The 11,917-nt window shown below is 65.4% G+C and carries 11 protein-coding genes; 10 read left to right on the top strand and 1 reads right to left on the bottom strand.

Annotated elements, in window-relative coordinates; translation table 11 throughout:
- The first annotated feature begins 180 nt into the window (after positions 1 to 180).
- Complete coding sequence (locus tag BRAO375_RS17560) at positions 181 to 558, top strand: VOC family protein (RefSeq protein ID WP_009028806.1); 378 nt, start codon at positions 181 to 183, stop codon at positions 556 to 558.
- A gap of 3 nt (positions 559 to 561) precedes the next feature.
- Here BRAO375_RS17560 and BRAO375_RS17555 read toward each other — a convergent pair whose 3' ends face one another.
- Positions 562 to 1,164 carry an LOG family protein gene (locus BRAO375_RS17555; protein ID WP_009028805.1) on the bottom strand — a complete coding sequence of 201 codons (603 nt, stop codon included), beginning with the start codon at positions 1,162 to 1,164 and terminating at the stop codon, positions 562 to 564.
- Positions 1,165 to 1,390: 226 nt separating this feature from the next.
- Between BRAO375_RS17555 and BRAO375_RS17550 the strand changes: the two genes are divergently transcribed.
- The 9 genes from BRAO375_RS17550 to BRAO375_RS17510 all read left to right on the top strand — a co-directional run.
- Complete coding sequence (locus BRAO375_RS17550; protein ID WP_009028804.1) at positions 1,391 to 3,334, top strand: ABCB family ABC transporter ATP-binding protein/permease; 1,944 nt, start codon at positions 1,391 to 1,393, stop codon at positions 3,332 to 3,334.
- 104 nt (positions 3,335 to 3,438) lie between these two features.
- Entirely contained in the window at positions 3,439 to 4,155 is a 717-nt protein-coding gene (locus BRAO375_RS17545; RefSeq protein ID WP_283806078.1) for a phosphatidylserine decarboxylase, read from the top strand.
- A gap of 87 nt (positions 4,156 to 4,242) precedes the next feature.
- Positions 4,243 to 5,139, top strand: coding sequence for a CDP-alcohol phosphatidyltransferase family protein (locus tag BRAO375_RS17540; RefSeq protein ID WP_009028802.1), 897 nt, complete (start codon positions 4,243 to 4,245; stop codon positions 5,137 to 5,139).
- A 73-nt stretch (positions 5,140 to 5,212) separates the two neighbouring features.
- Positions 5,213 to 5,956, top strand: a complete 744-nt coding sequence (locus tag BRAO375_RS17535; RefSeq protein ID WP_009028801.1) for an RraA family protein — start codon at positions 5,213 to 5,215, stop codon at positions 5,954 to 5,956.
- Positions 5,957 to 6,215: 259 nt separating this feature from the next.
- Positions 6,216 to 8,408, top strand: a complete 2,193-nt coding sequence (locus tag BRAO375_RS17530) for a hybrid sensor histidine kinase/response regulator (protein WP_009028800.1) — start codon at positions 6,216 to 6,218, stop codon at positions 8,406 to 8,408.
- The gene (locus BRAO375_RS17525; protein WP_009028799.1) at positions 8,405 to 8,767 is read left to right on the top strand and encodes an Hpt domain-containing protein; all 363 of its coding nucleotides are present in this window, start codon (positions 8,405 to 8,407) and stop codon (positions 8,765 to 8,767) included. The genes BRAO375_RS17530 and BRAO375_RS17525 overlap by 4 nt, the downstream gene beginning before the upstream one ends.
- Before the next feature lie 180 nt (positions 8,768 to 8,947).
- A complete protein-coding gene (locus BRAO375_RS17520) occupies positions 8,948 to 9,721 on the top strand; it encodes a motility protein A (protein ID WP_009028798.1) in 774 nt (257 codons plus the stop codon).
- 38 nt (positions 9,722 to 9,759) lie between these two features.
- Positions 9,760 to 10,590 (top strand): OmpA/MotB family protein, encoded by an 831-nt coding sequence (locus BRAO375_RS17515; protein ID WP_009028797.1) that lies wholly within the window; start codon positions 9,760 to 9,762, stop codon positions 10,588 to 10,590.
- Positions 10,591 to 10,849: 259 nt separating this feature from the next.
- Positions 10,850 to 11,917, top strand: a 1,068-nt coding sequence (locus tag BRAO375_RS17510; protein ID WP_035640815.1) for a KUP/HAK/KT family potassium transporter, incomplete at its 3' end; no start/stop codon positions are given.

Here is an 11,917-nt window from a genome sequence, read left to right as displayed (position 1 = left end):
AGGGCCGAACGCGCGACTCTGGATTGCTTCGTCGCTTCGCTCCTCGCAATGACGGAGGAGAGAGCAGCGTGTAGCCTGGATGAGCGCAGCGACATCCGGGTTCACCGAGAGCACGCGTGAGACCCCGGATGTCGCTGCGCTCATCCAGGCGACGATTTCGGCGGGCGGGGGAGGCTCACCATGATCGACCACATCTCCGTCGGCGTCAGCGATCTCGCCCGCAGCGCGCAGTTCTATGAGCTGGCGCTGGCGCCGCTCGGGCTGACCCGGCTGGTCGAGCGGCCGACGAATGTCGGCTTCGGCAAGGCCTATCCGGAATTCTGGATCAATCTGCGCGCCGGCATGGCGCGCGTGCCGGCCGACACCGGCTCGCATCTCTGCTTCCGCGCCAGGAGCACCGGCGAAGTCGATGCATTTCACGCGGCGGCAGTGGAGGCGGGCGGGGTCTCCGATGGGGCGCCGGGACTGCGGCCGCATGACCGCGTGCGCTACTATGCGGCCTTCGTGCTCGATCCCGACGGCAACCGGATCGAGGCCGTGACGTTTCCGTCGGAATGAGGCTCAGAGCCGCTTGGCGATCTCCGGCGCCATCTCGGTCTCTTCCTTGGCGACGCGGGCGGCGGCTTCGCGCAGCCGCGGCAGGATGTCCTCGGCGCGGTCGGCCTTGAGCAGTTCGATCTGGAAGCCGGGACGGATGAATTCGGTCTCGCGCATGTGGGCCAAGAGTGCGAACAGCGGCTCCCAGAAGCCGTCGATATTGGCCATCAGCACCGGCTTGGCGTGGCGCCCGAGCTGCTTCCAGGTCAATTGCTCGACCAACTCCTCGAGCGTGCCGATGCCGCCGGGCAGGGCGACGAAGGCATCGGAGTGCTCGAACATCAGCCGCTTGCGCTCGTGCATGTCCGGCGTGACGATGAGGTCCTTCAGCGGCATCATGACTTCCTTCTTCACCAGGAAGTCCGGAATGATGCCGGTGACGTCGCCGCCATGCTCCAGCACGGCCTTGGCGACCGCGCCCATCATGCCGATGGAGCCGCCGCCATAGACGAGCCGGACGCCATTTTCGGCGAGCGCCTTGCCGAGGGTTTTCGCCGATTCGATGAAGCTGGGATTGGTGCCCGGGCCGGAGCCGCAATAGACACAGACGGTACGGATTTCAGTCATGGGATGGGTGTGACACTGCCACCGAAAGGCGTCAAGACAAGGGCGGATGGGGTGGTTCGCGGAGTTCTACGGGCAATCCAATCGATCTGAATCAAGTTATGCAATTACTGCGCCGCCGCAACGGAATCCGTCGGCGTGCGGGTGCACTTGGCGGGCGAACACTCTATATGGGGCAGGTGACCCCGCCTGATAACCGGCCAAGATCCCCCCTGTTCCAGATCGCTTGATGCCTCCCGATTCATCCCCCCATCATGGCGCCGCCGAGACGCCCGCGTCCCTCGAGCAGGGAACGCTCGCCGGCACTTTGCGGCATCTCTGGCCCTTCATCTGGCCGAGCGACCGCGCCGACCTGAAGATGCGCGTGCTGTGGTCGGTGGTGCTGCTACTCGCCGCCAAGGTCGCAACCCTGGTGCTGCCCTTCACCTTCAAATGGGCCACCGATGCACTGACCGGGGCCAACACCGCGCCGATCAAGCCGGACGATTGGGCGTTCTGGCTGGTCGCCTCGCCGATCGTGATGACCGCGAGCTATGGCGCAATGCGCGTGCTGATGGCCGTGCTGACGCAGTGGCGCGACGGTATCTTCGCCCGCGTCGCCATGCATGCGGTGCGCAAGCTCGCGACCATCACCTTCGTCCACATGCACGAATTGTCGCTGCGCTTCCATCTGGAGCGCAAGACCGGCGGACTGACGCGCGTGCTCGAGCGCGGCCGCAACGCCATCGAGACCATCGTGCGGATGGTGATCCTGCAGCTGATCCCGACGATTGTCGAGGTGTCGCTGTTGACCGCCGTGCTGCTGTGGCAGTTCGACTGGCGCTACGTGCTGGTCACGCTGACCATGGTCGCGGCCTATCTCTATTACACCTACATCGCGACCGAGTGGCGGATCGAGATCCGGCGCCGGATGAACGACTCCGATACCGACGCCAACACCAAGGCGATCGACTCGCTGCTCAACTACGAGACGGTGAAATATTTCGGCGCGGAAGCACGCGAGGCCGAGCGCTACGACCGCTCGATGGAGCGCTATGAGCGCGCCAGCGTGAAGACTTACACCTCGCTCGCGGTGCTGAACGCGGGGCAGGCCGTGATCTTCACCATCGGCCTGACGGTCGCGATGCTGATGTGCGCCCATGGTGTGCGCCAGGGCCATAACACCGTCGGCGACTTCGTCATGATCAACAGCATGATGATCCAGCTCTACCAGCCGCTCAATTTCATGGGCATGGTGTATCGCGAGATCAAGCAGGCGATCATCGACATCGAGAAGATGTTCGGCGTGCTCACGCGGGACGCCGAGGTGAAGGATGCGCCCGGGGCCAAGCCGCTGGTCGTGACCGCGGGCAGCGTCCGCTTCGACGACGTCCGCTTCGCCTATGAGCCGGAGCGGCCGATCCTGCAGGGCCTGAGCTTCGAAGTGCCCGCCGGCAAGACGGTGGCGATCGTCGGTCCCTCGGGCGCGGGGAAGTCGACGATCTCCAGGCTGCTGTTCCGGCTCTATGACGTCTCAGGCGGCCGCATCCTGATCGACGGGCAGGACATTCGCGACGTCACGCAGGTGTCGCTGCGCGCCCAGATCGGCATGGTGCCGCAGGACACCGTGCTGTTCAACGACACCATCCGATACAACATCCGCTACGGCCGCTGGAATGCCGACGATGCCGCGGTGGAGGAGGCGGCGCGGCTGGCGCAGATCGACGGCCTGATCCGGATGGCACCGAAGGGCTACGAGACCCAGGTCGGCGAGCGCGGCCTCAAGCTGTCCGGCGGCGAGAAGCAGCGGGTCGCGATCGCCCGCACGATTCTGAAGGGGCCGCCGATCCTGGTGCTGGACGAGGCGACCTCGGCGCTCGACAGCCACACCGAGCACGAGATCCAGGAGGCGCTGGATGGCGTCTCCCGCAACCGCACCTCGCTGGTGATCGCGCACCGGCTTTCGACCATCGTGGCGGCGGACGAGATCATCGTGCTCGACCGCGGCCGGATCGCCGAACGGGGCACCCATGCCGACCTGTTGGCGAAGGGCGGGCTCTACGCCGGCATGTGGAACCGGCAGCGCGAGGCCGAGGAGGCGCGCGAGAAGCTGGCGCAGATCGGCGACGATGCGGCGGCCCCGAACCGCAATCCGCCCGGGGCGGCCGATCCGGTGGCCACCGCCGCCGAATGAGCCCATCGAACCGCCGTGATCCACAGTTAAGGAATCATTTTGACCTTCGCCGCGCAGCGACCTAGTCAGGGCGGCGGTCCGCTCTGAGGTCAGAGGGACGAGACATCTCAACGAAGCAGGCCATGTCGATCAGCAATTCCATCCGCGCCCAGATCCCGCCGATCCACCCCGAAGGCTATCCGTTCATCGGCGGCTTCGCCCTGGTCAGCCTGATCCTGTTCTGGATCTTCACGCCACTCGGCTGGATCGGCACCTTGCTGACCATCTGGTGCGCGCTGTTCTTCCGCGATCCGATCCGGGTGACGCCGCAGCGGGACGGGCTGGTGGTGGCGCCGGCCGATGGGCGCATTTCGATGATCACCCGCGCCTTGCCACCGGCTGAACTCGGCCTCGGCGACCGGCCGCTGCTGCGGGTCTCGATCTTCATGAGCGTGTTCAACGTCCATGTGAACCGCAGCCCGGTGGCCGGCCGGATCGAGAAGATCGCCTATCGCCCGGGCGCCTTCATCAACGCCGAACTCGACAAAGCGAGCGAGGACAATGAGCGCAACTCGCTCGCGATCTCGACCCCGCACGGCAAGATCGGCGTGGTTCAGATCGCCGGCCTCGTCGCGCGCCGGATCGTGTCATTCGTCCGTGAGGGCCAGACGATCGGGGCCGGCGAGCGCTTCGGGCTGATCCGCTTCGGCTCGCGGCTCGACGTCTATTTTCCCGACGGCACGGAGGTTCTGGTCTCCGAAGGGCAGACCGCCATCGCCGGCGAAACCATCCTGGCCGATTTCGACGTCGCCGTGCCCGGCCTGTCGTTCCGGAGCCAGTGAACCGGCGCCGGCCCGGAATGACCCATTAACGGGACCTTCGGTCGGGATCCGGCACAAGGTCGAGTGAAAACCCACGCGGGTGTGATCATGAGCTTCGATCCGACCTCTCCCGACCTTCGCCGGCGTCGCTTCCGCCCGATTCCGGTGCGGCTGCTGGTGCCGAACATGATTACCTTGCTGGCGATCTGCGCCGGCCTGACCGCGATCCGGCTATCGACCGAGGGCCGGATGGAGCTTGCGGTTGGCGCCATCGTCTTTGCCGCCTTCCTCGACGGCATCGACGGCCGCATCGCCCGCATGATCAAGGGGCAGTCGAAATTCGGCGCCGAGCTCGACAGCCTCGCCGACTTCGTCAATTTCGGCGTCGCGCCGGGCCTGATGCTGTATTTCTGGCAGCTCCATGAGCTGCGCGACGGCGGCTGGATCGCCGCGATGATGTATGCCATCAGCGGCGGGCTCCGGCTGGCGCGCTTCAATGCCAGCATCGACGATCCCAGCAAGCCGCCCTTCGCCGCGAATTTCTTCACCGGCGTGCCGGCGCCGCTCGGCGCCATCACTGTGCTGCTGCCCGTCTATCTGGCCTTTCTCGACCTGCCCAAGCCGCCGGCGCTGATCACCGCCTTCTACACGTTGCTGATCGCCTTCCTGATGGTCTCGCGGCTGCCGGTGTTTTCCGGCAAGACCACGCGGATGCGCGTCTCGCCGGAGCTCGTGCTGCCGGTGTTCGCCGCGGTGGTGTTCTTCGTCGCGCTGATCGTGGTCTATCCCTGGCACATCCTGTCGGCGGTCTCGATCCTTTACATGCTGAGTCTGCCCTTTGGCTGGCGGTTGTACCGCCAGCAGGCCGCGCGGCATGCCGCGACGCTGGCCAGTGCCGCCGCAGCAGCAGCGGCTCAGTCGTCGGCGTCGCCGGCCCCGACATTCGCGCCGGCTGGCGCACCCACGGCCGAACAGGAGCAGCGGCCGCCTGAGCGGCTGCACTGAGCGCAGGGCGGTCCTCGCCGCCCGAAGCTTTGCCGCATAGGAGGCGTCAGTTATACCGGAGACAAGGACGGCGATGATCCGTCCGCATCATCCGGAGAAAACGCCCGTGACAAGTCCTGCCGTTGCCCCCGCCGTCCTTGAGGCGCTCGCGCGCTACGACACGCCGACCATCTGCAATGCGATGGAGATCGTGGCGCCCGACCGCCGCCTGATCGGCTACACCACGAAGCCGCTGGTCTGCCCGTTTCCCGACCTGCCGCCGATGGTCGGCTACGCGCGCACCGCCACGATCCGGTCCGTGGTCAAGTCCGGCATGAGCGTCGAGGAGCAGGCGCAACGGCGCACTGACTATTACGAATATGTCGGGACCGGCCACGGTCCGCGCATCGTCGTGATCCAGGACATCGACGGCCCCGATATCGGTTATGGCGCGTTCTGGGGCGAGGTGCAGAGCAATGTGCACAAGGCACTCGGCTGCCTCGGCGTGATCACCGACGGCTCGATCCGCGACATTCCGCAGTGGGCCCCGGGCTTCCAGGCGCTGGCTGGCTCGATTGGTCCGTCGCACGCCTGGGTGCATGCCGAGAGCTTTGGCGGCCAGGTCCGTGTCGCCGGCATGACGGTGCGCTCGGACGACCTGATCCACTCCGATCGCCACGGCGCGATCGTGATCCCGGCGGACATCGCAGCGAGCCTGCCCGAGGCAGCCGAACTGTGCGCCCGCCGCGAGACGCCGATCCTGGAGATCGCCCGCTCGGCCGATTTCTCGCTCGCGAAGCTCAAGGACGCCCTGAAGCGTTCTGCGGAGATTCACTGAGCATCTTCGACATGAGCCGCGCCGCATTCGCGGTGCGGCTCATGAGTTCGGCCGCTGTTGCGATCCAGTTGCGGCAAGCCGCGCGATGAATTCATCCGGATGATTACGGGGGCGCTGCAATCGCGGTGACTGATTACCCGTAACTCCGCCCTTGGGGCCGAAGGTTAAGCAGGTCTGGCCCGTTGAGAAGATTTTATCCATCAAGCTTTACCTGATCGCTAGCCTGTATCGCTAGGCATGTCCTCCGAGGGCGAGAGACATGCGCAGGCTGATTTCCAAATCGATGCCGTTGTTCGGCCGGCTCGACCGGGCCGTGGACGCGATGGTGCGGCTGATCGGGCATTTCGGCAGCGCCGTGATCGGCCTCTCGGCGATCGCGCTGGTGTGGGCCGGCATCTTCTACACGATCACGGAGGAGCATGCGCGGACCGAGCAGTCGGCGCTGAAGAACGGCGCCAATCTCGCGCGCGCCTTCGAGGAGCAGATCATCCGCTCGATCCGCGCCGCGGATCAGACGCTGCTCTACGTTCGCGACTCCTATGCCAAGGATCCGCATAACTTCGACATGTCGTTATGGTCGAAGAACAGCCAGTTCCTGTCCGATTTCTCGTTCCAGGTGGTCGTGATCGGCAAGGACGGCATCATGCTGTCCAGCAACATCGATCCCAAGATGCGCGGCCTCGACCTGCGCGACCGTGAGCATTTCCGGGTCCATGCCGACGGCAAGGATGACTTTCTCTTCATCAGCAAGCCGATCTTCGGCCGCGTCTCCAACAAATGGTCGATCCAGCTGACGCGCCGGATCATCATGCCGGACGGCTCGTTCGGCGGCGTCGTGGTAGTTTCCCTCGACCCTGAATATCTCTCCAGCTTCTACAACTCGGTTGATCTCGGCAAGAACGGCAACGTCACGCTCGTCGGTGTCGACGGCATCGTGCGCGCGCGCGCCTCGGCCGGCTCTGGCGGCGTGGGATCCTCGCTTGTCGGTAGTCCGGTCATGACCGCGATCCAGAAGGATAGCGGCTCCTACATGACCAGGAGCCTGATCGACGGTGTCCAGCGCATCTACTCCTTCCAGCGCATCAAGGGGCAGCCGCTGGTGGTCATCGTTGGTCAGGCCTCCGACGAGATCTTCAGCGCGTTCAAGATCAACCGCGATCGCGATCTGCTGGTCGGGGCGCTGCTGACCGTCGTCATCGGCATCATCACGATCCTGATCGCGCGCTATCAGGCAGGACTGGCCGCCTCGCGCGATGCCGCCGAGGCCGGCACACGGGCTCGCTCCGAATTCCTGGCCATGATGAGCCACGAGATCCGTACGCCCATGAACGGCGTGATCGGGCTCGCCGACCTGTTGCTGTCGGCGGATCTCGCGCCGGAGCAGCGCAAGATCGCCACCACGCTGCGCGAGTCGGCCGACTACCTGCTGCAGCTCCTCAACGACGTCTTGGATTTCTCCAAGCTCGATGCCGATCGACTGGAGATCGAGCACATCGAGTTCGACCTGCATCGGTCGGTCACGGCGACGGCCGAATTGCTGGTCTCGCGCGCCAAGGAGAAGGGTCTGCAGCTGACCACCTCGATCGCGCCGGAGGTGCCGAACTTCGTGGTCGGCGATCCCGCGCGGTTGCGCCAGGTGCTGTTCAATCTCGTCGGCAACGCGTTGAAATTCACTGAGGCGGGCAGCGTCAAGATCGACGTGCGGGCCGAGAACCTCGCGGGGCCGAACCTGACGCTGATCTTCTCCGTGGCCGATACCGGTGTCGGCATTCCGGCGGAAGCCGTCAGCCGCCTGTTCAAGCAGTTCTCGCAGGTCGATAATTCCATCTCCCGCCGCTTCGGCGGCACTGGTCTGGGCCTTGCGATCTGCAAGCGGCTCGTCACCTGCATGGGCGGCGACATCAAGGTTCAGAGCAAGGTGGGCGAGGGCAGCACCTTCACGTTCTCGATCGAGGTCCAGCCGCAGCCGCAGCCGGACGTCGAGCAGGTGAGCGCGCCCGAGGCAACTGTCGTTCCGGCCGGCGAGATCGCCCCCGAAGAGCGTCGGACGAGCCTGGAGCCGCTCAAGATTCTCGTCGCCGAGGACAATCTCACCAATCAGTTCGTGATCAAGAAGCTGCTGGACAAGCTCGGCCACAGCTATGAGCTCGTGGAGAACGGCACCCAGGCGGTCGCCGCCGTGCAGAAGCAGAGCTACGACCTCATCCTGATGGACATGATGATGCCTGAGATGGACGGCGTCACCGCGACGCGCATGATCCGCTCGCTGCCGCCGCCCGCCCAGGACATCTACATCATCGCGCTGACGGCCAACGCCACCAGCCAGGACCATCTGGCGTGCACGGATGCCGGCATGAACGACTTCGTGACCAAGCCGGTCACGCGCGATCGACTGAACGCCGCTCTGCTCCGCGCGGCCGCTGCCACGAACAAGGAAAGGCTTGTCGCATGACCGACCTGGTGCAATTCGATGACTCCGTCTACCAGATCCTGATCTCCGAGCTCGGCGAGGAGGATGCGCTGGAGGTGCTCAGGACCTTCCTGGACGATACGTCGGGCAAGTTCGACAAGCTCGCGTCCAAGTTCGAGGATCGCATGGAGCTGAAGCGCGAGGCGCATTCGATCAAGAGCTCGTCGGCGACGTTCGGCTTTGCGGCGCTGTCGCGGCTGTCTCGCGAGCTCGAGCTGGGCTCGGCGACGATGGAGCCGGGGCAGATGCTGGAGATGGTCCACAAGATGCAGCAATCGTTCGAGCAGGCGGTCCGTTTCGCCGAGACGAACCTGCTCAAATCGGGCGCGGCAGCGGCGTGAGATTGGTCCGCGCGCGCAGATGAGCATGTGCTCGCTGCATTCTGTTTACGTCTCATTATGCCTACCAAATTCAGTAACCCGTCCTTAATGGCGCGCATCTAGTGTTGGTTGCGCGTGGGGCAGGGCCGCCGCGCCCGTCCAGGACGGCCGGTTGTTCGCGTATGCGGGTGGAGTAAGCTCATGGATATCATGACGGGCGCAGGGCTCGTGGTCGGCGTGATCGTCATCGCCGTCATGATGCTGCTGGGCGGTGATTTCGGCATGTTCGTCAGCGATCACGCCGCCATCATCATCTTCGGCGGATCCACCGCCGCCACCATGATCCGCTTCCCGCTCGGCGCCATCGCCCACGGCGTGCCGCTCGGCATGAAGTTCGTGTTCACGATGAGCCGCCTGTCCGCCCGCGAGCTGGTCGACGAGCTCGCCCGCATCGCCGAGATCGCCCGCAAGCAGGGGCCGGTCGGCCTCGAAAAGGTCGAGACCGACGAGCCGTTCCTCGCCAAGGGCATCCGTTACGTGGCCGACGGCTACGACCTCGAATTCATCCGCGACAATCTCGAGCGCGACCGCGACAATTTCCTGATGCACCTCGATGAGGGCAGCAAGATCTACCGCGCCGTCGGCGACTGCGCCCCGGCCTTCGGCATGATCGGCACGCTGATCGGCATGGTGCAGATGTTCGCCAACATGACCGACCCGTCCAAGCTCGGCCCGTTCATGGCGACCGCGCTGCTCGCGACGCTGTACGGCGCGCTCGTGGCCAACCTGATCTGTCTGCCGATCGCCGACAAGCTGCATGGCAAGCTGCTCGACGAGGAGACCAATCGTACCCTGATCATCGACGGCATCCTGATGATCCGCGACTCCAAGAGCCCGGCTCTGGTTCGCGAAATGCTGCTGGCCTACCTGCCGGAGAAGCATCGCCATGCCGAAGGCGAGCCCGTGCCGGCCTGATCGGCGGCTGCGGCGCTTTGGGGGCGGGGATCTGAGCGATGGCCAAGAAGAAACGGGGCGATGCGCATGGCGGCGGTCACGGCTGGTTCGTGACCTTCGCCGACCTGATGGGACTGCTGCTCGCCTTCTTCGTCATGCTGGTCGCGTTCTCGACCATGGACAACAACAAGCTCAAGGTGGTCGCGGGCTCGATGCGCGACGCCTTCGGCATGCAGACCGAGTCGCGCTACTCCGGCATCGTCGAATCCGACGGCCTGCCGACCCGTCCGAAGCTCAAGAACGCGGCCCATATCTCGCCCGAGGAGACCGCGCGCGATCCGAGCCCGGAGCAGGAGGAGCGCCAGCACACCAACGGCGCCAAGCTCAAGACCGACCGGCAGTTCGCGCTGGCCTCCGCCTCGCTGCGCCAGGCGCTGCAGGACATGCCGGAGATGACCGAGATCTCCAAGCACATCATGTTCGAGGAGACCAAGCAGGGGCTGAATCTGGAGATCGTCGACCAGGACGGCCGCTCGATGTTCGCCGACGGCTCGAAGGTGCCTTATGACCGGACCCGGCGGCTGATCGAGAAGCTGGCCGCGCCGCTCAAGGCGACGCCGCTGCGGGTGCAGATTACCGGACACACCGCCGCCGGCTTCGTTCCGTCGCGCAGCGACTACGGCGGTTTCGACCTGTCGGCTGACCGCGCCAACGCCGTGCGCCAGATCCTTGAGCGGGAGGGGCTTCCGCCGAGCCACATCTACGCCGTGTCGGGCAAGGCGGACACCCAGCCACTGTTCCCGGACGATCCCTCACTGGCGGCCAATCGCCGCGTGACGATCACGCTGATGCGGGAAGATCCGCCTCTTCCGCCAGACCTCAAGCCCTAGTCTTCGCCCCTGCGCCACACCATATTGCCGTCGGGCAGGGTGCCGCCCCCGGATTGCCGGTCGCATCGCAGTGTCTCCGGCCTCGGCGCGGGCGCCGCGCGGCTGATTGCCGTGGGGTGGCTCAGAGATCTGTGCAGGGCAGGCCCTGCGTCTTTGGTCGCAGGCGACAGGCCCAGCTCTGTTACGGTAGAGACTTGACCCGCAGCCGGTCTGCGTCCAAACGCGCCGGGCCAATCACAGAAGACGCGTTCCGAGCGACATGACGGCCAGCGCCACATCGACCGAAGGTCAGGAGACCGCGAGCACATCGGGGTTCTGGGGGCTGACGCTCGGCAGCATCGGAGTCGTGTTCGGCGATATCGGGACTTCGCCGCTCTACGCCTTCCGCGAGGCCGCGATCGGCGCCGCTCACGGCCAGCCGGTGTCGCGGATGATCGTGCTCGGGGTGCTGTCCCTGATCCTCTGGTCGCTGTTCATCGTCGTTACCGCCAAATACGTCCTGCTGCTGTTGCGGGCGGACAACAATGGCGAAGGCGGAACTTTATCCCTGATGGCGCTCGGCCAGCGCGCGCTGGGCCGTCGCAGCATGTTCCTGATGGCGCTCGGCGTCATCGGCGCGTCGATGTTCATCGGCGATTCGATGATCACGCCGGCGATCTCGGTGCTGTCGGCGGTCGAAGGTCTCAAGCTCGCGGCGCCGGCGCTCGAGCACTACGTCGTGCCGCTCACCGTCTTCATCCTGGTTGTGCTTTTTGCCGTGCAGAGCAAGGGCACGGCGCGCGTGGCGACCGCCTTTGGTCCGGTAATGGTTGCGTGGTTCACCAGCCTCGCCGTCATGGGGATCGTCCATATCAGCGACGATCCATCCGTTCTGGCGGCGATCAATCCCTATTACGCGGTCCAGTTCCTGGTGTCGCATGGCACGATCGGCCTGGTCACGCTGGGCGCGGTGTTCCTTGCGGTCACCGGCGGCGAGGCCCTCTATGCCGATCTCGGTCATTTCGGCCGCAAGCCGATCCAGTCGGCGTGGCTGTTCTTCGTGCTGCCGGCGCTGCTGATCAATTATTTCGGGCAGGGCGCGCTGGTGCTGGCCGACCCCGCCGCGATCGAGAACTCGTTCTACCGCATGGTGCCCGAACTGCTGCTGCTGCCGCTGGTGGTGCTGGCCACCGCCGCGACCGTGATCGCCAGCCAGGCCGTGATCACCGGCGCGTATTCGCTGGTCAGCCAGGCGGTGCAGCTCGGTCTGCTGCCGCGCTTCGAGGTCCGCTACACCTCGGAAAGCCATGCCGGGCAGATCTATCTGCCGCGCGTCAACCGCCTGCTG

Origin of the sequence: Bradyrhizobium sp. ORS 375, assembly GCF_000239775.1 — a bacterium.
GTDB lineage: Bacteria > Pseudomonadota > Alphaproteobacteria > Rhizobiales > Xanthobacteraceae > Bradyrhizobium.
The sequence above is the reverse complement of the archived record's forward strand: the minus strand, read 5'-3'. Positions and strand labels throughout refer to the sequence as shown.

Excerpts from the sequence above, each read along its gene's own strand:
- BRAO375_RS17560 (WP_009028806.1), top strand. The coding sequence starts at position 181 with ATGATCGACCACATCTCCGTCGGCGTCAGCGATCTCGCCCGCAGCGCG.
- BRAO375_RS17555 (WP_009028805.1), bottom strand. The coding sequence starts at position 1,164 with ATGACTGAAATCCGTACCGTCTGTGTCTATTGCGGCTCCGGCCCGGGC.
- BRAO375_RS17550 (WP_009028804.1), top strand. The coding sequence starts at position 1,391 with ATGCCTCCCGATTCATCCCCCCATCATGGCGCCGCCGAGACGCCCGCG.
- BRAO375_RS17540 (WP_009028802.1), top strand. The coding sequence starts at position 4,243 with ATGAGCTTCGATCCGACCTCTCCCGACCTTCGCCGGCGTCGCTTCCGC.
- BRAO375_RS17535 (WP_009028801.1), top strand. The coding sequence starts at position 5,213 with ATGATCCGTCCGCATCATCCGGAGAAAACGCCCGTGACAAGTCCTGCC.
- BRAO375_RS17530 (WP_009028800.1), top strand. The coding sequence starts at position 6,216 with ATGCGCAGGCTGATTTCCAAATCGATGCCGTTGTTCGGCCGGCTCGAC.
- BRAO375_RS17525 (WP_009028799.1), top strand. The coding sequence starts at position 8,405 with ATGACCGACCTGGTGCAATTCGATGACTCCGTCTACCAGATCCTGATC.
- BRAO375_RS17520 (WP_009028798.1), top strand. The coding sequence starts at position 8,948 with ATGGATATCATGACGGGCGCAGGGCTCGTGGTCGGCGTGATCGTCATC.
- BRAO375_RS17515 (WP_009028797.1), top strand. The coding sequence starts at position 9,760 with ATGGCCAAGAAGAAACGGGGCGATGCGCATGGCGGCGGTCACGGCTGG.